At 71.7% G+C, this 19,240-nt stretch carries 18 protein-coding genes and 1 pseudogene; 11 read left to right on the top strand and 8 right to left on the bottom strand.

Features of this window, described 5'->3' with window-relative positions; translation table 11 throughout:
- Positions 1 to 142: 142 nt before the first annotated feature.
- From ACFWYM_RS43815 to ACFWYM_RS43825, 3 genes are read right to left on the bottom strand one after another with little or no spacing between them, the layout of a single operon-like run.
- Positions 143 to 679 carry a hypothetical protein gene (locus ACFWYM_RS43815; RefSeq protein ID WP_384851019.1) on the bottom strand — a complete coding sequence of 179 codons (537 nt, stop codon included), beginning with the start codon at positions 677 to 679 and terminating at the stop codon, positions 143 to 145.
- Entirely contained in the window at positions 676 to 2,190 is a 1,515-nt protein-coding gene (locus ACFWYM_RS43820; protein ID WP_384851021.1) for an ATP-binding protein, read from the bottom strand. Before ACFWYM_RS43820 ends, ACFWYM_RS43815 begins: the two co-directional genes overlap by 4 nt.
- A gap of 10 nt (positions 2,191 to 2,200) precedes the next feature.
- On the bottom strand, positions 2,201 to 2,896 hold the full coding sequence (locus tag ACFWYM_RS43825; RefSeq protein ID WP_384851023.1) for a response regulator transcription factor: 696 nt from the start codon (positions 2,894 to 2,896) through the stop codon (positions 2,201 to 2,203).
- A gap of 155 nt (positions 2,897 to 3,051) precedes the next feature.
- Between ACFWYM_RS43825 and ACFWYM_RS43830 the strand changes: the two genes are divergently transcribed.
- The 5 genes from ACFWYM_RS43830 to ACFWYM_RS43850 all read left to right on the top strand — a co-directional run bounded on the left by ACFWYM_RS43830 (position 3,052) and on the right by ACFWYM_RS43850 (position 7,678).
- Entirely contained in the window at positions 3,052 to 3,699 is a 648-nt protein-coding gene (locus ACFWYM_RS43830) for a hypothetical protein (RefSeq protein WP_384851025.1), read from the top strand.
- Positions 3,696 to 4,787 (top strand): peptidoglycan-binding protein, encoded by a 1,092-nt coding sequence (locus ACFWYM_RS43835; RefSeq protein WP_384851027.1) that lies wholly within the window; start codon positions 3,696 to 3,698, stop codon positions 4,785 to 4,787. The genes ACFWYM_RS43830 and ACFWYM_RS43835 overlap by 4 nt, the downstream gene beginning before the upstream one ends.
- The gene (locus tag ACFWYM_RS43840; protein ID WP_384851029.1) at positions 4,784 to 5,548 is read left to right on the top strand and encodes an ABC transporter ATP-binding protein; all 765 of its coding nucleotides are present in this window, start codon (positions 4,784 to 4,786) and stop codon (positions 5,546 to 5,548) included. Before ACFWYM_RS43835 ends, ACFWYM_RS43840 begins: the two co-directional genes overlap by 4 nt.
- A complete protein-coding gene (locus tag ACFWYM_RS43845) occupies positions 5,545 to 6,741 on the top strand; it encodes an ABC transporter permease (RefSeq protein WP_384851031.1) in 1,197 nt (398 codons plus the stop codon). The genes ACFWYM_RS43840 and ACFWYM_RS43845 overlap by 4 nt, the downstream gene beginning before the upstream one ends.
- A 115-nt stretch (positions 6,742 to 6,856) precedes the next feature.
- The gene (locus ACFWYM_RS43850) at positions 6,857 to 7,678 is read left to right on the top strand and encodes a glyoxalase (protein ID WP_384851033.1); all 822 of its coding nucleotides are present in this window, start codon (positions 6,857 to 6,859) and stop codon (positions 7,676 to 7,678) included.
- Between the two features lie 87 nt (positions 7,679 to 7,765).
- Here the strand turns inward: ACFWYM_RS43850 and ACFWYM_RS43855 are convergent, their stop codons facing one another.
- Positions 7,766 to 8,374: a phosphoribosylanthranilate isomerase gene (locus ACFWYM_RS43855; RefSeq protein ID WP_384851035.1), complete on the bottom strand. Its 609-nt coding sequence runs from the start codon at positions 8,372 to 8,374 to the stop codon at positions 7,766 to 7,768.
- A gap of 135 nt (positions 8,375 to 8,509) precedes the next feature.
- Here ACFWYM_RS43855 and ACFWYM_RS43860 point away from each other — a divergent pair, with 135 nt between their 5' ends.
- Together ACFWYM_RS43860 and ACFWYM_RS43865 are read left to right on the top strand one after the other, a co-directional pair.
- Positions 8,510 to 9,211 (top strand): ribonuclease H, encoded by a 702-nt coding sequence (locus ACFWYM_RS43860; RefSeq protein WP_384851037.1) that lies wholly within the window; start codon positions 8,510 to 8,512, stop codon positions 9,209 to 9,211.
- Positions 9,212 to 9,311: 100 nt separating this feature from the next.
- Positions 9,312 to 10,097, top strand: a complete 786-nt coding sequence (locus ACFWYM_RS43865) for an SAM-dependent methyltransferase (RefSeq protein WP_384851039.1) — start codon at positions 9,312 to 9,314, stop codon at positions 10,095 to 10,097.
- 25 nt (positions 10,098 to 10,122) lie between these two features.
- On the opposite strand, the gene ACFWYM_RS43870 is transcribed toward ACFWYM_RS43865, so the two are convergent.
- Positions 10,123 to 10,995 carry a polysaccharide deacetylase family protein gene (locus ACFWYM_RS43870; protein ID WP_384851041.1) on the bottom strand — a complete coding sequence of 291 codons (873 nt, stop codon included), beginning with the start codon at positions 10,993 to 10,995 and terminating at the stop codon, positions 10,123 to 10,125.
- Between the two features lie 174 nt (positions 10,996 to 11,169).
- Here ACFWYM_RS43870 and ACFWYM_RS43875 point away from each other — a divergent pair, with 174 nt between their 5' ends.
- Positions 11,170 to 11,559 carry a hypothetical protein gene (locus tag ACFWYM_RS43875; RefSeq protein WP_384851043.1) on the top strand — a complete coding sequence of 130 codons (390 nt, stop codon included), beginning with the start codon at positions 11,170 to 11,172 and terminating at the stop codon, positions 11,557 to 11,559.
- Positions 11,560 to 11,584: 25 nt separating this feature from the next.
- Entirely contained in the window at positions 11,585 to 12,169 is a 585-nt protein-coding gene (locus ACFWYM_RS43880) for a TetR/AcrR family transcriptional regulator (RefSeq protein ID WP_384851045.1), read from the top strand.
- 13 nt (positions 12,170 to 12,182) lie between these two features.
- On the opposite strand, the gene ACFWYM_RS43885 is transcribed toward ACFWYM_RS43880, so the two are convergent.
- The 3 genes from ACFWYM_RS43885 to ACFWYM_RS43895 all read right to left on the bottom strand — a co-directional run bounded on the left by ACFWYM_RS43885 (position 12,183) and on the right by ACFWYM_RS43895 (position 16,205).
- The gene (locus ACFWYM_RS43885) at positions 12,183 to 13,406 is read right to left on the bottom strand and encodes a MalY/PatB family protein (protein ID WP_384851047.1); all 1,224 of its coding nucleotides are present in this window, start codon (positions 13,404 to 13,406) and stop codon (positions 12,183 to 12,185) included.
- A 3-nt stretch (positions 13,407 to 13,409) separates the two neighbouring features.
- Complete coding sequence (gene malX, locus ACFWYM_RS43890; protein ID WP_384851049.1) at positions 13,410 to 15,044, bottom strand: maltose/glucose-specific PTS transporter subunit IIBC; 1,635 nt, start codon at positions 15,042 to 15,044, stop codon at positions 13,410 to 13,412.
- A 210-nt stretch (positions 15,045 to 15,254) separates the two neighbouring features.
- Positions 15,255 to 16,205 (bottom strand): cation diffusion facilitator family transporter, encoded by a 951-nt coding sequence (locus ACFWYM_RS43895; RefSeq protein WP_384851051.1) that lies wholly within the window; start codon positions 16,203 to 16,205, stop codon positions 15,255 to 15,257.
- A 214-nt stretch (positions 16,206 to 16,419) separates the two neighbouring features.
- Between ACFWYM_RS43895 and aceE the strand changes: the two genes are divergently transcribed.
- Positions 16,420 to 19,101, top strand: coding sequence for a pyruvate dehydrogenase (acetyl-transferring), homodimeric type (gene aceE, locus ACFWYM_RS43900; RefSeq protein ID WP_384851053.1), 2,682 nt, complete (start codon positions 16,420 to 16,422; stop codon positions 19,099 to 19,101).
- Between the two features lie 23 nt (positions 19,102 to 19,124).
- Positions 19,125 to 19,240 (top strand): annotated as a pseudogene (locus ACFWYM_RS43905) (biotin/lipoyl-containing protein); the annotation flags it as partial.

The raw sequence follows: 19,240 nt of genomic DNA on the forward strand, positions 1-19,240 counted from the left end.
CGCCGATCTGCGGCGTTGTCGTCGGTTGCCAACGCTCCGCGTTGTCGCCCTCCTCCGCCTTGCATCTCGACGCACCACAGCCCGCTCACCAGCGATGGACGGCACAGCTCGGAATCATGCGGCCTGATCCGCCGGACAGGCCCTAGTTGTCGAGGAACTGCGAGCACCGGTAGGGCCCCATGGGTGTTCCCTCGCGTACGAGGGTCACCTGGACCTCGTCGGGGCGAATCCGTGGCTGCAGGACGGACTGGGCGCGGGCGAGGGTGCACACCAGTTGGCCGTTGGCGAGGTCTTCTCGCCGGCCGCCCGTGCCGGAGGCGTCCGGGGAGCGCGCGGTCAGCTTCGTCCCGTCGGCCGTGACGTCGAACGAGAGGCTGCTGAGCATGCTGGTGAGGCCGCGTTCCTGTTCGGCTTCCGTGGGGCCTTCGGCCAGGAACTTCAATGCGTCGTCGAGCGAGCGGATCTCCACGCCGGGACGGGACACCCCTTCGAGGCGCCCGTTGCCGGAGACGAAGTACAGCCGCAGTCCCTTGGTGAGGCCGGTCGGCGGTTTGCCCGCTCCTATGACTCCGGTGGGGCGCACCCCGCAGCCGGCCAGGAGCAGTAGGAGCAGTAGGAGCAGTAGGAGCGGGGACAGGGCCGCGGGGCGGGGCGATCGGCGGCGGGTGGTGGGGCTCATGCGTCCGGTCCTTGGGGGCGTGCTTCTTCGGTATCGCCTTCGTCGGTACGCCGCAGGGGCAGGCGCAGTGTGAAGACGGCCCCGCCGCCGGGGGCGTTCGCCACCTCGATGGTGCCGCCGTGCAGGCGGGCGTTCTCCAGGGCGATGGCGGTGCCGAGGCCGCTGCCCTCGGAGCGGGTGCGGGCCGCGTCCACTTTGTAGAAGCGGTCGAAGACGTGGGCGAGGGCGTCGGGAGGCAGGCCCGGGCCGTTGTCGGTGACCGTGACGATCACCTGGTCCTGGTTCTGGTCCTGGCCGAGGTCCTGGTCCTGGTCTTGGTTCTGGTTCGCCGTGAGCCGCACGGTCACCGGGGGTGCGCCGTGGCGCAGGGCGTTGCCGACGAGGTTGGCGATCACCACGTCGATGCGGCGGCGGTCCACCGACGCCCGTACGCCGGCCGCCAGTTCCGCGTGCACCGCGTCCGTCCAGCCGCGCAGTGCCAGCGTCGCGCGGATGGTCTGCGCGAGGTCGGTCCCGGTCAGGTGCAGACGGGCCGTGCCCGAGTCGAAGCGGGACATCTCCATCAGGTCGTCCACGAGCCGGGACAGCTTCGCGGTCTCCGCGCTCACCGTCCGGGCGGCGTGGGCCGCGTCCGGCGGGAGCTGGTCCGCGTCCTCGTCGAGGACGGTGGCGACCATGGTCATCGCGGCGAGCGGGGTGCGCAGTTCGTGCGAGACGTCGGCGACGAAGCGCTGGGCCCGGGCCTCCTGCTCACGCAGTTCCGTCACCGAGGACTGGAGTTCGTCGGCGGTGGTGTTGAAGTCCCGTGCCAGATCGGTGAGTTCGTCGTGCCCCGTGAGTGTCACGCGGATCGAGAGGTCTCCCTCGGCGAGCCTGCGGGTGGCCCGCCCGAGGTCGCGTACGGGACGCAGCACCGTGCGCGCGGCGAACAGCGCCAGTACCGCGGCGAGCGCCACGACGGGCAGGATTCCGCCGCGTACGGCGGAGAGCAGGGCCGCCGTGTCGTCCTGCTCGGGCCGGAGCGAGGTGACGGCGAAGATCTCGAGGCCCGAGGCGCCGCCGTCGTCGACGAAGGTGACGGGGGTGCCGAGGGCCAGGTAGGGCGTGCCCTGGTGGTCGACGCGCTGGAAGCTCACCCGGTCCTTCGCGCGAACGGCCTCGCGCAGGGCCGGGGTGATCCGGGACCGGTCGGCCAGCGGGTCGGACGTGGCCTGCAGATCCTGGTAGCGGGCGACGACCGGGGGCGCGCCGTCGAGCCCCTCGGAGATGCGCCGGGCGAGGTCGGTGAGGCTGCGCTGCGTGGGCGGCAGGTCGAAGTCGGGGGCGACGGCGCCGATGCGGTCCTCGACGTCCTGGGCGAAGGAGTCCTGGGCGCGGCTCAGGATGGCGGTGCGGGCCTCCCGGTAGGCGAGCGCGGTCGCGGTCACCGCGCCGGCCAGCGCGACGAGGACGAAGGCGATCACCAGGCGGGCGCGCAGACCGCGGAACGGCCGGGGCGGGCGGAGTCTCATCGGGGCCGCCTCACAGGGGCCCGAAGCGGTAGCCGAAGCCGCGCACGGTCTGGACGTAGCGCGGCCGGGACGCCACCTCCTCGATCTTGGCGCGCAGCCTGCCCACGGCGGCGTCCACGATCCGGGAGTCGCCGAGGAAGTCGTGGTCCCAGACCGACTGGAGGAGCTGTTCCCGGCTGAAGACCTGCTCGGGCGATGCGGACAGTTCAAGGAGCAGCCGCAGCTCGGTGGGCGGCAGGGGGACCGGGGTTCCGTTCCTGGCCACGGTCAGGGCGGCCCGGTCGATGACCAGACCGGGGTAGGCGTCGACCGTCGAGCGCGGAGCGGGATCGGCGCGGCGCAGGGCCGCTTTGATCCGGGCCTCCAGGACGGGGGCGGTGACGGGCTTGACCACGTAGTCGTCCGCGCCCGCCGCCAGGCCGCGCACGATGTCGGAGTCGTCGCCGCGCGCGGTCAGCATGATGACGGGCAGGGTGGCGTGGGCGGGGCGGGAGCGGATGCGGCGGCAGACCTGGAAGCCGTCCATGCCCGGCAGCATCAGGTCGAGGACGGCCAGCTCGACGCCCCGGCCCGCGGGCCGGTCCAGCAGGGCGAGGGCATCCTCGCCGGAGGCCGCGATGTCGACGGCATAGCCGTGCCGGCGCAGCACGAGCTCCATTCCGTCGCGTACGGAAGCGTCGTCCTCGATGAGCAGTACATGCGGCATGCCATCGAGTATGAGCACGGACTCGGCCGTATCGGTGCTGGTGAGGGCCGTGAATTGCGGGCGAGGGGGGTTTGTTACGCGCTCATCATGTGGCATTACGCGTTCATCGCACGGCCGGGGAGTGCCCGTCATGTCCGGCGCGGACCGTGTGCGCCATGACCTTGAAGACCACTTCTCCCCGCACCACGGCCCGCCTCCGGATCACCGCGCTGCTCGCGGTTCCCGTCCTCGCGCTGACGGCCGCCTGCAGCAGCGGCGACGGCGAGGGCGTCGAGGACAAGGGGGTCGCCTCCGCTCCGGACGCACCGGACACCTCCGCCTCGAAGGGCTCCTCCGGCTCCGGTGAGCAGTCCGCCGGGCAGGGCAAGGGCGCCTTCTACGACGCGCAGATGAAGTACGTCCAGTGCATGCGCACCAAGGGCGGCGTCAAGGAGTTCCCCGATCCGAAGCTGAGCGGCTACCTGGACTGGACGAAGATCGACGAGCTGTCGGCGCGGTACCCGGAGGCGGCCAAGGGCGGCAAGGACGCGGCCTGTGGGCCCGAGCTGCAGAAGGCGATGCAGAAGGAGCCCGAGCGCGACCCGCAGCAGGAGTACGAGTCGATGCTCGCGCACGCCAAGTGCATGCGGGAGAAGGGTGTTTCGAAGTACCGGAACCCGACGATGTCCGGGGGCAACGTGCTGCCCGGCGGTGACCCCGACCCGGCGAACCCCTCCTTCGACAGCACGTCCCCCGCGTACAAGAGGGCCGCCGCGGCCTGCAAGGACAAGCTGCTCGACGGCCTGGACGGGATGCAGGGATGAGGAGGCGCTCGATAGCCGTCACCACGGGCGCGCTCGCTCTCGCGGGAGCGGCCGTCGCCGGCGTGGTCGTGTCCGGCGGGGGCGACGGCGCGGACGCGCGCGGCAAGGGCCGCGAACTGCCGCCCGCCACCGCGGAGATCGTCCGGACCGACCTGGCCAAGAGCACGACCGTCGACGGGACGCTCGACTACGCCCGGCGGCGCGCGGTCAAGTCCGCCGTCGAGGGCACGGTCACCGTCGCCGCCCGGTCCGGCGACACGGTGACGGCCGGGCAGCGGCTGTACGAGCTGGACGACAAGCCGGTGACGCTGCTGTACGGACAGGTGCCGATGTTCCGCGAGATGAAGGTGGGTGACCGCGGCTCGGACGTGCTCCAACTGGAGCGCAATCTGCGCGACTTGGGGTACGGCGGCGGGTTGTACGTCGACCCGCGCTACGACGCGGCCACCGCCGCCGCGGTCAAGCGGTGGCAGAAGTCCCTGAACCGCACACCCACCGGCAAGGTCGGCCGGGGGCATGTGGTCTTCCAGCCCGGCCCGGTCCGGGTCGTCTCGGCGGACGCGGCGCTCGCCGACCAGGTAGGCCCCGACAAGCCGGTGCTCACGGTCGCCTCGACCCGTCCGGTCGTACGGGTGGAGCTCGACCAGGCCGACGCGGCGCTCGCGGCGAAGGACACGAAGGCCGAGGTGGCGCTGGCGAGCGGAAAGTCCGAACCCGGCAAGGTGACCGGCACGGTGCGCCCGGAGTCCGCAGGCACCGAGGGCGCTTCGGGCGGGGACGGGGCCGAGAAGAACGGCATCACCGTCGAGATCGCCCTGGACGCCGGGAAGTCGGCGCTCCGGGGCGAGGACGCCAAGGCGGCCGCCAGCGTGACGTTCGTCAGCGAGAGCCGCAAGGACGTGCTCGCCGTCCCCGTGGAGGCGGTCGTCGCGCTGCGCGGCGAGAACGGTGGCTACGGCCTCCAGCTCGTCGAGGGCGGTACGTCGCGGATGGTGCGGGTCGAGACCGGCATGACCGCCGACGGCAGGATCGAGGTCAGCGGCGCCGGGCTGCGCGAGGGCATGAAGGTCGGGGTGGCCAAGGAATGAACGGCCACCGGACCAGTCCCGCACCGGGCTCCGCATCGAACCCCGCCCCCGTCGTCGAACTCCGGGACGTCACCAGGACGTACGCCGGTCCCGTGCACGCCCTGCGCGGGGTGAACCTGACCGTCACGGCGGGTGAACTCCTCGCCATCGTGGGGCCGTCCGGCTCCGGGAAGTCGACCATGCTGAACATCATCGGCACCCTGGACCGGCCCACCAGCGGCACGGTCCGGGTCGCCGGACACGAGGTGGGCGCACTGTCCGACGCCCGGCTTTCGGCGCTGCGCGCCCGGCACATCGGCTTCGTCTTCCAGCACTTCCACCTGGCGCCCGGCCGCGACGCGGTCGACAACGTCGCGGACGGCCTGCTGTACGCGGGTGTGCCCCTCAAGGAGCGAAGGGCCCGAGCCCGGGCCGCACTTGAACGGGTCCGCCTGGGGCACCGGCTCGGCCACCGGCCCACCCAGCTCTCCGGCGGTGAGAGACAGCGGGTCGCCATCGCCCGCGCACTCGTGGGCGACCCGGACCTGCTGCTCGCCGACGAGCCGACCGGGGCCCTGGACACCGCGTCCGGCGTCATCGTGATGGAGCTGCTGCATGAGCTGAACGCGGCCGGAACCACGGTCTGCGTCATCACTCACGACAACGACATCGCCGAGTCCCTGTCCCGCCGGGTCCGCTTCCGGGACGGCGCGGTGGTGGCCGACTCCGGCGGCCGCGGCGCTCCGGCGCCCTGCTCGCTCGCTCCGGAGGTGCTGTCATGAAGCCGTCCCGGCTGAGGCCGGCCCGCCTCACCCCGGCCGACGTCCTCCGCGTCGGTGCGGCCGGGCTGCGCGCCCGCCGGGCCCGGGTCGTGCTGTCCGCGCTCGGCATCGCCATCGGTATCGCCACGATGGTCGCCGTCATCGGCCTGTCCACCTCCAGCCGCGCCGACCTGATGAACCGGCTCGACCGCCTGGGCACCAACCTGCTCACCGCCGAGGCGGGCAAGGACGCCCTCGGCCAGGAGGTCAAACTGCCCGAGAACGCCGTCGCCATGGTCGAGCGCATCGGCCCCGTCCAGCACGCGACGGCCACCGCGAACGTCGACGCGCGCATCCGCCGCAGCGACGTCGTACCTGAGGAGCGGACCGCGGGCGTCACCACCCAGGCCGCCCGGCCCGACCTGCTGACCGCGCTCAACTCCCGTATGGCCGAAGGCGTCTGGCTCGACGGCGCCCGGCAGCGGCTGCCGGTGACGGTGCTGGGCTCGCTGGCCGCCGAGCGTCTCGGGATCACCGAACCCGGCGAGAAGATCATGATGAACGACGAGTACGTCGTGGTCGTCGGCATCCTGGAGCCCGTCGAACTCGCCCCCAGCCTGGACCGGGTGGCGATGGTCGGATTCCCGGCCGCCGAGCGGTACTTCGGCTTCGACGGCCACCCCACGACCGTCTTCGAACGCTCCACGGACGCCTCCGTCGAGGACGTGCGCACCGTCCTCGCCCGCACCGTGAACCCCGGCGACCCGGCCACGGTCAAGGTCTCCCGCCCCTCCGACGCGCTCGCCGCAAAGGCGGCCACCGACAAGGGGCTGACGAGCCTGATGCTGGGGCTCGGCGCCGTGGCCCTGCTGGTGGGCGGCGTGGGCGTCGCCAACACCATGGTGATCTCGGTCCTCGAGCGCCGCCAGGAGATCGGCCTGCGCCGTGCGCTCGGCGCTCCCCGAGGGGCCGTCCGGATCCAGTTCCTCACCGAAGCCCTGCTCCTGTCCGCCCTCGGTGGGACGGCGGGCGCGGCCCTCGGCACGGTCGCGACGTACGGCTTCGCGCTCGCCCAGGGCTGGACCGCGGTCGTCCCGCCCTGGAGCCTGGCCGGCGGCCTGGCCGCGACCCTCCTGATCGGCGCGCTGGCGGGCCTGTACCCGGCCGTCCGGGCGGCCCGTCTGGATCCCACGGCGGCGCTGAACGCGACGTGACACCTGGCCTGCGACGTGGTGGTCGCTCAGCGCACTGGACGACTGATCAAACTTGCATAGCGGTCGGTAGTCAAGGTTGAATAATTCGCCGGTCCGCAACCCCCGAGGAGTCGCCATGAACGCGAAGGCCACCAGTCAGGCGAAGAGCGGGGCCGAGCCCCCGGCGCCGAGCGACGCCGTGGTGACGGCGAACGAGACCACCGTCCCCGTCCTCCCGTGCGTGGACGCCGACGAGACCCTGGCGTTCTACCGGGCCCTCGGCTTCGAGGTCACCTACGAGATGCGGAAGCCCTATCTGTATCTCGCCCTCGCCTACAGCGGGTTCTCGCTCAACTTCGGCAAGGCGCCCGAGGGTGCCGACCCGAGCAGGGAGGACGTCGGGGCCTGTCTCGTCATGGTCGACGCCGTCGCGCCCTATCACGCGGCCTTCACGGCGGCGATGCGGCAGGCGTACGGGAAGGTGCTCGCCTCCGGACGCCCGCGCATCACCCGCTACCGGCCCGGCGCGAGCCGCTTCACCCTCGTCGACCCCGCCGGCAACAGCGTCATGTTCATCCAGCGCGACGAGCCCATGGAGCTCGAATACGGCGGCTCCAAGGAGCTCCCGCCGCTCGCCCGGGCCCTGGACAACGCCCGCATCTACCGGGAGTTCAAGAACGACGACCGCGCGGCCGTCCGGGTCCTGACCTCCGCGCTGCGCCGCCACGGGGACGCGGCGCCCGCCGTGGACCGGGCGCTGGCGCTCGCGACCCTCGTCGAGCTGGCCGTCGCGATGGGCGAGCACGGCAAGGTCGAGGGGCTGGCCCTGGAGCTGAAGGCGCTCGAGCTCAGCGAGGCGGAGCAGGAGCGGGTGGCGGACGAGCTGCGGTTGGCGCAGGACCTGGAGGCGTGGCTGGGGGAGGCCGGTCCTGGGGAGGGGGCCGGAGGGCGGTCCTGAGGGGGGATCCAGGGAGATCCAGGGAGATCCAGCGGGATCCGGGGAGATCCAGGGGGATCCGAGGGGAGGGGCGGGGGGCGGACCTGCTCAGGCGTCCTGGCGGGCCGCCGCGATGAACTCCCGGATCAGCTCCGGTGACTTCACGCCGGGTTCGCTCTCCACGCCGCTGGAGACGTCGACGCCCCACGCCCCCGTGGCCCGCCGGGCCTCGCGGACGTTCCCCGGGTGCAGGCCGCCCGCGAGGAGCCAGCGGCCGCGGGGTGCGGTGAAGGTGGGGGAGGCCCAGTTCCACGGCTTGCCGGAGCCCGGGTCGGGGGCGTCGAGGAGGAGCAGGTCCTCGCCCAACGCGCCGCATTCGGCGGGCTGTTCGGTGGCCGCGGTGGCCCGCAGCAGGGTCCGGCCCGGTGCGCGGAGCGCCGCGTAGTACTCCGGGCCCTCGTCCCCGTGCAGCTGCACGGCGCGGATCCCGCTCTCCTCCGTCAGGCGGCGCACCTCGTCCAGCGGCTGCCTGCGGAAGACGCCGACGGTCAGGACGTGCTCGGGGACCCGCCGGGCGAGGCTCCGGGCGGTGGCGGCGTCGATGGTGCGGACGCTGGTGGCGAAGACGAAGCCGACGGCGTCCGCCCCGGCGGCCACGGCCGTGTCCACGTCCTGCTCGGTGCGGAGCCCGCAGATCTTGACATAGGGATCGCTCATGGCGGGAGTCAACCAAATCGGGTACGGGCTGCGCGAGCCGCGGTCGCGGGGCGGGCGGCCGGACGTGACCCTGGGCCCGCCGGCCGGGGCGGGCGATGGTGCGTGGCACCCCGCGCGGCCTGGCATCATCGAGGGATGTCTGACTTGATCATCGCTGCCTGTGACGGAGCCGCGAAGAAGAACCCCGGACCCGCGGCCTGGGCCTGGGTGGTCGCCGACTCCGAGGGCCGCCCCCAGCGCTGGGAGGCCGGCCCGCTCGGCCACTCGACCAACAACGTGGCCGAACTGACCGCGCTGGCCGAGCTGTTGGAGGCCACGGACCCGGCGACCCCGCTGGAGGTCCGCATGGACAGCCAGTACGCGATGAACGCGGTCAGCAAGTGGATCGCCTCCTGGAAGCGCAACGGCTGGCTGACCGCGTCGAAGAAGCCCGTCGCCAACAAGGAGCTCGTCGTGCGCATCGACGCGCTCCTCCAGGGCCGCGACGTGACCTTCCGGCACGTCGCCGCGCACCGCGTGGACGGCGACCACCTGAACGCGATCGCCGACGTCGCCGCCAGCGACGCCGCGACCACCCAGGAGCCCGCCGGGACCGTCCACGGCGCGCACGCCATCCCCGAGCCGCGCCCCGAGCGCATGACGTCCGGGGCCGAGGCCCGCCCGCGCAAGGCCGCCGCCGGGCGCACCGCGGGCGGCAAGGGCAAGAGCGGTGGCTCCAGCCCGGTGATCAAGGCCAAGTTCCCCGGCCGCTGCCACTGCCAGAAGCCGTACGAGGCCGGGGAGAAGATCACGAAGAACGCGCACGGCTGGGGCCATGTGGAGTGCCGTGACGTGTGAGGCCAACTCCCTCCCCGACCCGAACAGTTGACCTGTACGCCCGGTACCCTCTGAAGATCCTTACCGGCCCGGTGGGGCACGTCACGGAGTGGAGCCAGGGATGACCGCAGACGACGTGAGCTTCGTCATCGACACCAGCACGCCGCACCCGGCACGCGTCTACGACTGGCTCCTGGGCGGCAAGGACAACTACCTCGTCGACCAGGAGCTGGGCGAGAAGCTGCCGGCCGAGGCGCGCGGCAACGCGGCCCGGAACCGCGCGTTCATGCACCGGGCCGCGGCCTGGCTGGCGCGCGACGGCGTCGGCCAGTTCCTCGACGTCGGCACCGGCATCCCGACCGCGCCCAACCTCCACCAGGTCGTCCAGGAGATCGCTCCCGCGGCCCGCGTCGTCTACGCCGACAACGACCCCATCGTGCTGCGGCACGCCGAGGCACTCCTTGTCAGCACTCCCGAGGGCGCCACGGACTACGTACAGGAGGATGTGCGGCGGCCCGAGGCGATCCTCGAACGCGCCCGCACCCTCCTGGACTTCGACCGCCCCATCGCCCTCTCCCTCATCGCGCTGCTGCACTTCATCACCGACGACGAGGACCCCTACGGCATCACCCGCACCCTGGTCGACGCCCTGCCCTCCGGCAGCTGCCTGGTGCTCTCGCACGGCACCACCGACGAACACCCCGAACTCGCGGAGTCGGTGCGGACCACCTACCGCGAGGGCCAGGTCCCGCTGCGGATGCGCGGGCGGGCGGAGGTCGAGCGGTTCTTCGAGGGCCTCGACCTGATCGATCCGGGCCTGGTGACGGCCACCCACTGGTACAAGGACACCCCCGCCCCGAAGTCCGAGCGCAGCGGCTTCTACGTGGGCGTCGCCCGCGTCCCCTAAGGGGCCTTGCTGGCCTTGCGGGCCTTTACGGGGCCTTCCGCCCGGTCGTCGTGCGGGCGTAGTGCTCGGCGATCTCGTCACTGGTCGCCAGCCACACGCCGGGGTGGCCCGCGACGTACTCGAGCGCCCGGTCCAGGTACTTCGCGCGGAACGCCTGGCCGGTGACGAAGGGGTGCAGGGCCAGGGCCATCACCCGGCCGCTGCCCTCCGCGTCGGCGTGGAGCTGGTCCAGCTGGTCCTTGACGACCTGGACGAAGTCGGGGCCGGTCAGCCCCTGCGCCGTGAACAGGCCGAGGTCGTTGAGCTCGACGGAGTACGGCACGCTGAGCATCCCCGGCACGTTCAGACGGTACGGCTGGTCGTCGTTCGTCCAGTCCAGGAGGTACTGCACCCCGAGCTCGGCGAGCAGCGACGGGGTGCGGAACGTCTCGGTGAGCGCGGGGCCGAGCCAGCCGCGCGGCCGCCGTCCGGTGGCCTTCTCGATGGTGTCGACCACGTCGGCGAGGTAGCCCGCCTCGTCGTCGGCGACGTCGGCCTGCACGGTCGAGTTGTTCTTGCCGTGCGCCAGCCAGGCCCAGTCCCTGGCCCGGCCCGCCTCGATGATCTGCGGATAGCGTTCGGCGACATCGGAGTTGAGCAGCACGCTCGGGCGGATCCCGTGCCGGTCGAAGGACTCGATCATGCGCCAGATCGCCACGCGCGGCCCGTAGTCGCGCCAGCCGAAGTTGAGCGGGTCGGGCACCAGGGCCGCGGTCGCCTGGTTGATGCTCGTGGAGGGCCGGTCCACCAGGAAGTGCTCGACGTTGAGCCCCACGTAGAAGGCGACGCGAGCACCGCCGGGCCAGTGGATCGGCTCGCGGTCCACGATCGGGCTGTAGTCGAACAGGCCGTTTTCCATGGGGTTTCCTCTTCGCTCTCGGATGTCCGTCGGCCACTCTGCGGCAGGAGCGATGGCTTCAACAAGCTGTTTATGTGGGGCACTTGTCCAGCCGCCCTCGATGGCCGTGTTCCCTCGCCTCGCGTCCGCCCGGCCCGGCTTGCAAAAGTTATCCACATGGATAAAGTTATCCGTATGGATAAGAAAATCTACGGGCGGATACGCGCCCTCTACCTGACCGTCCTCGCGCTCTCCGTCGCCACCCTCGTCGCCGCCGGAATCGTCGGAGGAAGTGACGCCCTGTGGATCCGTGGCACCATCGTGGCCGTGATCTCAGCCGTTCTCGTCCTGCTGGCCAAGCGGGCCTTCCGGGGCAGCCGCGGCGCCTATGTGCGGATGCGGCTGATGACGGCCGTCGCGCCCCTAGGGGTCCTGCTCGTCCTCGGCCTGCCGATCGACGGCTTCCCGGCCTGGATGAAGGCCGAGCAGGTCGCCGTCGGCGTGCTGCTCGCCGTGGCCGCGATCCCGCTGTGGCGCCGCACCGTGCGCCACGCCTACCCGAAGACCGCCCCCTCGGCCCGATGACCCCGATGACGGAGGACCGCTCGCCGTGACCACCCCCACCAGGCGCCGGGCGACGGAGGCCCGCAGGGAACAGATCATCTCCGCCGCCGTGGCGCTCCTCGCCGAGCGCGGCTGCCAGGCCACCACCTTCGACGCGATCTGCGAGCGCGCCGGGCTCTCCAGCAAGCGGCTGATCACCTATCACTTCGCCGGAAAGGAAGAGCTGTTCACGGCCATCGCCTCGAAGGTCGTCGCCGACGCGGAGGCGTTCATGCGCCCCGCCCTGGACGCGGCCACCGGGGCCCGTGAACTCCTCATCACTCTGATCCGCGCCAACGTGACGTTCATGGCAGGGCACTTGGAACAGATGAAGGCGCTCCAGCAGATCATCTTCAACGGAGGCCACGCCTGGGACGAGCACCACACCGACTCGGTGAACCGGCTCGCCGGCCTGTTCACGGACGGGCAGCGCTCCGGGGCGTTCCGCCCCTGCAACGCGCAGGTCATGGCCGTGACCCTGCGCGCCGCCCTGGACGGCGTCTACGAGCCGCTGGCCGAGGGGATCGACCCCGCTCGGTGTGCCGAGGAACTCGTCGAGATCTTCGACCGCGCGACCCGGGCCGCCGGATAGCCCGGCGCGGGTCTCAGCGCGCCGCCGAGCCGCCCGCCGCCGAGCCTCCCGTCGTCGCCCGGAGCGCACGCACCAGCGCCTCCACGCCGCGCTCCGCCTTCTCGCGCGGGCAGCCCACGTTGAGCCGTACGAAGCCCGGGGCGCCGTACGCCGTGCCCGGCATGATGGCGACCTTCTCGTGCTCGATCAGCCGCCGCTGCAGCGCCTCGTCGTCGACGCCGAGCCGGCGCAGGTCGATCCAGGCCAGGTAGCCGGCCTCCGGCGGGCGCCACCTCAGCTCGGGGAAGGCCGCGTCGAGGCGGTCGGAGACGAGGCGCAGGTTGTCCGACACATAGGCGCGCAGGGCGTCCAGCCAGGGGGCGCCCTCGCGGTAGGCGGCGATCGTGGCGGTCAGCATGAGCACCGCGGGGGAGGAGAGGCCGTCGGCGTCCTTGAGGCGGGAGAGGTACGCGGCGTGGCTGTCCGGGTCGCCGATCATGCCGTAACTGCCGGTGAGGGCCGGGATGTTGAAGGACTTCGAGGCGGACGTGACGACGGCCCATCGTGCGTCGTCTCCCTGTGCCGTGGCGTAGTTCGGCCAGGGGCGGTGGACGTGCGGTGCGTGCGTCAGGTCCGCGTGGATCTCGTCGCTGATGACCGCGACCCCGTGCCGCGCGCACAGCTCCGCCATCCGTCCGAGCTCCGCCGCCGTCCACACGTGCCCGGTGGGGTTGTGCGGCGAGCAGAGCAGGAGGACGGAGGTGTCGGGCAGGGCCAGCAGCCGCTCGAACTCGGCCCAGTCGTCCGGCGCGCAGCCCCGCAGCTCACGGCCGTGCGCCGCGACGAGGCGGGGAAAGGCGTCGTACGCGGGAGTGTGCGTCACCACGCCGTCCCCGGGCCGTGACCACAGGTCGATGAGCACCCCGGCCTGATAGAGGACGGAGGGCGCGTACGCGAGGGACTCCGGTCGTACGGGGGTGTCGTGGCGCCGCTGGTACCAGTCCACGACCGCGCCGAGGAAGTCCTCGTGGCGCCAGCGCGAGTAGCCGAGCACGGCGTGCTCCAGGCGGCCGCGCAGGGCCCGCATGACCTCGGGGGCGGTCTCGAAGTCCATGTCGGAGATGGTGAAGGGGAGCAGGCCGGGCACGCCGAAGCGGTCCTCCACGTAGTCCCACTGCGTGCACCACGTGCCGTGCCGGTCGACGGCGCGGTCGAAGTCGTACGGGCCCGCGCCCGTCGCCGCGGTCTCGGTGGCCATGGCTCAGCCCGCCGGGGTGAGCTTGGCGATGGCGTCCTTCACGGACTGCACCTGGGGGCCGATGATCACCTGCACATTGTGCTGGTCGAGCTTGACGACACCCACCGCACCCAGCTTCTTCAGGCGCGCCTCGTCGAGCAGCCCGGCGTCCTCGACGGTCATGCGCAGGCGCGTGATGCAGTTGTCGAGCGAGGTGATGTTGGCGGGGCCGCCGATGGCCTCGAGGATCGCGGCGGGGTCGTACTTGCCCGCGACCAGCTCGACCGCGGGGGCGCTCGCAGCCTCCTCGGAGTTCGCGGCGTTCTCGGGGTCCTTGTCCGCGGCCTCCGTCTCCACCGACTCGGCGAGGGCCTCCGGGTCGCGGCCCGGGGTCTTGAGGTCGAAGCGGCGGATCGCCCAGCGGAAGAGGAAGTAGTAGACCGCGAACCACACCGCGGCGATCACCGGCACCAGATACCACTTGGTGGTCGTGCCCTGGAGGACGCCGAAGACCAGCCAGTCGATGACGTTGCCGTCGGTGTTGCCGATGAAGACGCCCAGGACCGCGGCGGTCAGGAAGCCGAGGCCGACCAGGACCGCGTGGATGAGGTACAGCCACGGAGCGATGAACAGGAAGAGGAACTCCAGCGGCTCGGTGACGCCGCCGACCACGCAGGCCACCACGCCGGAGATCAGGAGCGCCTTGATCTCGGGGCGCATCTTCTTGTTCGCGCAGTGGTACATGGCGAGGGCCGCGCCCGGCAGGCCGCCGAGGTAGGCGGCCATCTTGCCCTGGGAGAGGAAGTGGGTGGCGGTGGTGACGGCGCCGGTCGGCGGGTTCGAGCAGTTCAGCTGGGCGTAGAAGAGGTTGAGCGCGCCGGAGACGTGCTCGCCGCAGACCGCGCCGGAGCCGCCCACGTCGGTGAAGCGGAACATGGCGACGAGGATGTGGTGCAGTCCGATCGGGCGCAGCAGCACCTCGCCCATGCCGAAGAAGAACGGGCCGAAGACCCCGGCGTGGCCGATGGCGGTGCCGACCGAGGAGATCCAGCTGTTGAAGGTCGGCCAGGCCAGCGGGATGAGCAGACCGACCACGCTCATGACGAGCGCGGAGACGATCGGCACGAAGCGCAGGCCACCGAAGAACGCGAGGGCGTCCGGCATCTGCTTGGTGCGGTAGCGCTGGTGCAGAAGCGCCACGACGACGCCGACGACGACCGCGCCAAGGAGGCCGGTGTCGATGGACTTGATGCCGAGGACATCGGCGATGCCGTAGTGCGCGATGGCCTTCTTGTCCTCGAAGTCGACGCCCTTGGCGGTGAGGAAGAAGTTCACCGCGAGGTTCATCGAGGCGAAGCCGACGAATCCGGAGAAGGCGGCGACGCCCTTGTCCTCGCGGGCCAGGCCGAGGGGTATCGCCATGGCGAAGAGGACGGGGAGGAACTTGAAGGCGACGGTGCCGGTCGTCGCCATCCAGGTGAAGACCAGGTGGAGCGGCTCCCACTTGAGGAAGGGGAGGTTCTGCGCGACGGCGTCACTGGACAGGGACGAACCGACGCCCAGCATGATCCCGCAGAACGCGAGCAGCGCGACGGGCAGCATGAACGTCTTGCCCAGCCCCTGCAGAAACTCCCAGAGCGCGGCCTTGGTCTTCTTCATGGAACGGCTAACCTCGCAGGTCCCGCGGACGGACGCCGGGGCCCAAGGTGGAGCGTTCGGCGCATGACGACACTGTCATCGGGCCTGATCCTCACCGATTCCTGATCCCCGCATCAGGAGCGAAGGCCCCGACTGCGGATGACCGAAGCGCCCGTCTGCGAGGCGCCGAAGGTCCCGGCCGCCGATGTGGGTGCACCGTACACCGGATGTTCAGCGCCCGGCAGCCGTGGGGGCGTCCGTCACATCGAGGAAGACCTGGTCCGCGGTCGGCCAGAGGTGGGCGACGGAGCTCTTGATGCGCTCCGAGACCAGCTCGATGTGCTCGCTGTCGAGGCCGGGGGCGAGGTCGACGCGTGCCGCGACGAGAGCCGAGTCGGGGCCGAGCCGCATCGTCAGGAGCGCCTCGACGCTGTCGATCTCGGGCTGGGCGTCGAGCAACGCCCTGATGCGCGAGCGTATTTCGGGGTGGACGGCCTCGCCGATCAGCTCCTCGCGCGCGTCCCTGCCCAGCCGGTACGCGACGTGGCCGAGCAGCGCCCCGATGGCGAGCGACGCCGACGCCTCCCAGGCCGCACGGCCGGTCACCATGTGCAGCGCCATGCCCGCGATGGCGAGGCAGACGCCGAGCACGGCCGTCGCGTCCTCGGCCACCACGGTCCGCAGCGCCGGATCCCCGCGCACCGCGTCGGGCGCGCGCCGCCGCTGATACAGCGCCCGCACCAGGGAGGCCCCCTCCGCGAGGAAGGCGACACCGAGCACGGCGAGCCCCGCCATGTATCCCTCGTGCGTCTCGTGCGGGCCCGACCGCAGGGTCTGCACGCCCTGGAACACGGAGAAGCAGGCGCCCGTCACGAAGATGCCCACCGCGGCGAGCAGCGACCAGAAGAACCGCTCCTTGCCGTAGCCGAAGGGGTGGCGCCGGTCGGGCGGGCGGCGGCTGCGGCGCAGCGCGGCGAGCAGGAAGACCTCGTTGAGGCTGTCGGCGACCGAGTGCGCGGCCTCGGACAGCAGCGCGGGGGAGCCGGTGGCGACGCCGCCGACCGCCTTGGCCGCGGCGATGAGGAGGTTGGCGCCGAGGGCGACGTAGACGGTCAGGCGCGTATCGCTCTCGGCGCCTGACGTGCCCGTGGGTTCCTTCCCCGGTCCCTGCTGTCCGCTCACGGGCGGGCGGGTACCCCGGGCGTGGGGGAGGACGCCTGGCGGTAAATGATCGATGATCGATCATTACTTGTGAGTAACTGTTGACTGCATCTAATTCGGGCTCCTAGGTTCTGAGATGCGGAAACGACCTTCCAGGCAACGGAAGTTGAGCCGTCAGGTGTGCCGCCGCCCGATTCCTCCTCACCAGGAACGCGAACGCGAAAGGGGATCACCCATGTCCCAGCTCGACCAGCTTCCCGACAAGGACCCGTCCGAAGTCGCCGAGTGGCGCCAATCCCTCGACGGGGCCGCCGAGTTCGGTGGCCCGCACCGGGCCGCTCAACTGCTGCAGCGCCTGGGCGAGCACGCGCGGCACACCGGCATCGACGTCCCGCCGTTCCTGGAGACGCCGTACCTCAACACCATCCCCACCGCCGCCGAACCGGACTACCCCGGCGACCCCGCACTGGAGGCCCGCATCACCGCGTGGAACCGCTGGAACGCGGCCGCCATGGTCACGCGCGGCAACCAACGCGGCGGACTCGGCGGCCACATGGCCACGTTCGCGTCCGCGGCCTGGCTCTACGAAGTGGGCTTCCAGCACTTCTTCAAGGGCAAGGAGGCCGACGGCTCCGGCGACCAGCTCTACGTCCAGGGCCATGCCTCGCCCGGCATCTACGCCCGAGCCTTCCTCGAAGGGCGCCTGAGCGAGGGCCAGTTGGACCGCTTCCGGCAGGAGGCGGGCGGCGACGGGCTGCCGTCCTACCCGCACCCGCGGCGCCTGCCCTGGCTGTGGGAGTTCCCGACGGTCTCCATGGGGCTCGGCCCCCTCTCGGCGATCTACCAGGCCCGCTTCAACCGCTACCTGGAACACCGCGGCATCAAGGACACCTCCGCCTCGCACGTCTGGGCCTTCCTCGGCGACGGCGAGATGGACGAGCCCGAGTCGACGGCGGCCCTCGCGCTCGCCGCCCGCGAGGGCCTGGACAACCTGACCTTCGTCATCAACTGCAATCTGCAGCGCCTCGACGGCCCGGTCCGCGGCAACTTCAAGATCGTGCAGGAGCTGGAGCGGCAGTTCCGCGCGGCAGGCTGGAACGTCGTCAAGTCCCTGTGGGGGCAGGCGTGGGACGGCCTCCTCGCCCAGGACGCCGAGGGCGCCCTGGTGCGCCGGCTCGGGCGGACCCCCGACGGACAGTTCCAGACCTTCGCGGCGCGCGACGGGGCATACGTCCGCGAGCGGTTCTTCGGCGCCGACCCGGACCTCGCGCGGCTCGCGGACGGGCTCAGCGACGCGCGGCTGGAGGAGATCGTCGGCACCTCCCGCGCGGGGCACGAGCCGCGCAAGGTGTACGCCGCCTACCGCGCCGCCCTGGAGCACAAGGGCGCCCCCACCGTCGTCCTCGCCCAGACCGTCAAGGGCTGGACCCTCGGCCCCGGCTTCGAGTCGCGCAACGCCAACCATCAGATGAAGAAGCTCTCCGGCAAGGAGTTCCGGGCGATGCGGGACCTGCTCGAACTCCCCATCCCCGACAGCGCGTTGACCGACGACCTCGTCCCGTACCGGCACCCCGGCGCCGACTCGCCCGAGGTCCGCTACCTCCAGGAGCGGCGCGCGGCCCTCGGTGGCCCCGCGCCCGCCCGCACGGTCACCCCCAAGCCTCTGCCGCAGCCGTCCGCCAAGTCCTTCGACGCCCTGGCGAAGGGCTCCGGCAGCCAGGAGATCGCCACGACCATGGCGTTCGTCCGGCTCGTCAAGGACCTGATGCGGGAGAAGGAGACCGGCGCGCGCTGGGTCCCCATCGTCCCCGACGAGGCCCGCACCTTCGGCATGGAGTCGCTGTTCCCCTCCGCGGGCATGTACTCGCCGGTCGGCCAGACCTACGACCCGGTCGACCGCGACCAACTCCTCTACTACAAGGAGGCGAAGAACGGCCAGATCCTCAACGAGGGCATCACCGAGGCCGGTTCACTGGCCTCCCTGACGGCCGCCGCGACGTCGTACGCGACGCACGGCGAGCCGATGATCCCCTTCTACATCTTCTACTCGATGTTCGGCTGGCAGCGCACCGCCGACCAATTCTGGGCCCTGGGAGACCAGTTGGGCCGCGGCTTCGTCATCGGTGCCACGGCAGGTCGTACGACGATGACGGGCGAGGGCCTCCAGCACGCCGACGGCCACTCCCACCTGATTTCCTCGACCAACCCGGCGGCCGTCTCCTACGACCCCGCCTTCGCCTACGAGATCGCGGTGATCGTCCGCGAGGGGCTGCGCCGCATGTACGGCCCCGACGCCGAGGACGTCTTCTACTACCTCACCGTCTACAACGAGACGAAGGTCCAGCCGCCGATGCCCGCGGGCGAGGGCGTGGCGGAGGGCATCCTGCGCGGCCTCTACCGCTACCGAGCGGCGGACGCCGCACCGTCGGACGCCCCGCGCCTCCAGCTTCTGGCGTCCGGAACTGCCATCCACTGGGCCCTGGACGCCCAGCGACTCCTGGCCGCGGACTGGGGAGTCGCCGCCGACGTGTGGTCGGCGCCGTCGTGGACGGAGCTGCGGCGCGAGGCGCTGGAGGTGGAGGCGTCGAACCTGCGCGCCGCGCGGACGGGCAGGGGCGTGGGCGACCAAGTCCCCTACGTAACCCGGGTGTTGACTGATTCCCCCGGTCCCGTGGTCGCCGTGAGCGACTGGATGCGGGCGGTGCCCGACCAGATCCGGCCCTGGGTCGAGCAGGAGTGGACGTCCATCGGCACCGACGGCTACGGCCTGTCGGACAGCCGCGCGAACGTACGGCGCCACTTCGGCGTGGACGCCGAGTCGATCGCCGTCACCGCGCTGGCCACGCTGGCCCGGCGCGGCGAGATCAAACAGGAAACGGTGCGGCAGGCGGCCGCCCGATACGGAGTGGAGAGCTGACCATGCCGGACGACAACCACCTGATCACGCTGCCCGCGCTGGGTGAGTCGGTCACCGAGGGCACGGTGACGCGCTGGCTGAAGGAGGTCGGCGAGGAGGTCGCGGAGGACGAGCCGCTGCTCGAGGTCTCCACGGACAA

Source organism: Streptomyces sp. NPDC059009, from assembly GCF_042740175.1.
Classification (GTDB): Bacteria; Actinomycetota; Actinomycetes; order Streptomycetales; family Streptomycetaceae; genus Streptomyces.

What these genes read in the sequence shown, in the direction of transcription:
- ACFWYM_RS43815 (WP_384851019.1), bottom strand. Translation starts at nt 679, where the DNA reads ATGAGCCCCACCACCCGCCGCCGATCGCCCCGCCCCGCGGCCCTGTCC.
- ACFWYM_RS43820 (WP_384851021.1), bottom strand. Translation starts at nt 2,190, where the DNA reads ATGAGACTCCGCCCGCCCCGGCCGTTCCGCGGTCTGCGCGCCCGCCTG.
- ACFWYM_RS43825 (WP_384851023.1), bottom strand. Translation starts at nt 2,896, where the DNA reads ATGCCGCATGTACTGCTCATCGAGGACGACGCTTCCGTACGCGACGGA.
- ACFWYM_RS43830 (WP_384851025.1), top strand. Translation starts at nt 3,052, where the DNA reads ATGACCTTGAAGACCACTTCTCCCCGCACCACGGCCCGCCTCCGGATC.
- ACFWYM_RS43835 (WP_384851027.1), top strand. Translation starts at nt 3,696, where the DNA reads ATGAGGAGGCGCTCGATAGCCGTCACCACGGGCGCGCTCGCTCTCGCG.
- ACFWYM_RS43840 (WP_384851029.1), top strand. Translation starts at nt 4,784, where the DNA reads ATGAACGGCCACCGGACCAGTCCCGCACCGGGCTCCGCATCGAACCCC.
- ACFWYM_RS43845 (WP_384851031.1), top strand. Translation starts at nt 5,545, where the DNA reads ATGAAGCCGTCCCGGCTGAGGCCGGCCCGCCTCACCCCGGCCGACGTC.
- ACFWYM_RS43850 (WP_384851033.1), top strand. Translation starts at nt 6,857, where the DNA reads ATGAACGCGAAGGCCACCAGTCAGGCGAAGAGCGGGGCCGAGCCCCCG.
- ACFWYM_RS43855 (WP_384851035.1), bottom strand. Translation starts at nt 8,374, where the DNA reads ATGAGCGATCCCTATGTCAAGATCTGCGGGCTCCGCACCGAGCAGGAC.
- ACFWYM_RS43860 (WP_384851037.1), top strand. Translation starts at nt 8,510, where the DNA reads ATGTCTGACTTGATCATCGCTGCCTGTGACGGAGCCGCGAAGAAGAAC.
- ACFWYM_RS43865 (WP_384851039.1), top strand. Translation starts at nt 9,312, where the DNA reads ATGACCGCAGACGACGTGAGCTTCGTCATCGACACCAGCACGCCGCAC.
- ACFWYM_RS43870 (WP_384851041.1), bottom strand. Translation starts at nt 10,995, where the DNA reads ATGGAAAACGGCCTGTTCGACTACAGCCCGATCGTGGACCGCGAGCCG.
- ACFWYM_RS43875 (WP_384851043.1), top strand. Translation starts at nt 11,170, where the DNA reads ATGGATAAGAAAATCTACGGGCGGATACGCGCCCTCTACCTGACCGTC.
- ACFWYM_RS43885 (WP_384851047.1), bottom strand. Translation starts at nt 13,406, where the DNA reads ATGGCCACCGAGACCGCGGCGACGGGCGCGGGCCCGTACGACTTCGAC.
- malX (WP_384851049.1), bottom strand. Translation starts at nt 15,044, where the DNA reads ATGAAGAAGACCAAGGCCGCGCTCTGGGAGTTTCTGCAGGGGCTGGGC.
- aceE (WP_384851053.1), top strand. Translation starts at nt 16,420, where the DNA reads ATGTCCCAGCTCGACCAGCTTCCCGACAAGGACCCGTCCGAAGTCGCC.